At 68.0% G+C, this 241-nt stretch carries 1 protein-coding gene; it reads left to right on the top strand.

The features are described from left to right. Window positions 1-241: acyltransferase domain-containing protein (locus tag ADL01_RS27510; RefSeq protein ID WP_159049652.1), on the top strand; the 241-nt coding region annotated here is incomplete at both ends.

Below are 241 nucleotides of genomic sequence, written 5' to 3'. Positions count from 1 at the left end.
CGCGGCCGTGAACGGCCCCTCGCAGGTGGTGCTCTCCGGTGAGCGGGAGGCTCTGGAGGGCTTGGAGCAGACGTTCCGGGGCGAAGGGCGCAAGGTGCGCTGGCTGAAGGTCTCGCACGCGTTCCACTCGCCGTTGATGGACCCGGTCCTGCACGACTTCCTCAAGGTCGCCCGCGGCTTGACGTACCAGGACCCACAGCTGCCGGTCGTCTCCAACGTGACTGGTGAACTGGCCGAGTCG

The organism is Streptomyces sp. NRRL WC-3618 (assembly GCF_001280005.1).
GTDB lineage: Bacteria > Actinomycetota > Actinomycetes > Streptomycetales > Streptomycetaceae > Streptomyces.
The sequence above is the reverse complement of the archived record's forward strand: the minus strand, read 5'-3'. Positions and strand labels throughout refer to the sequence as shown.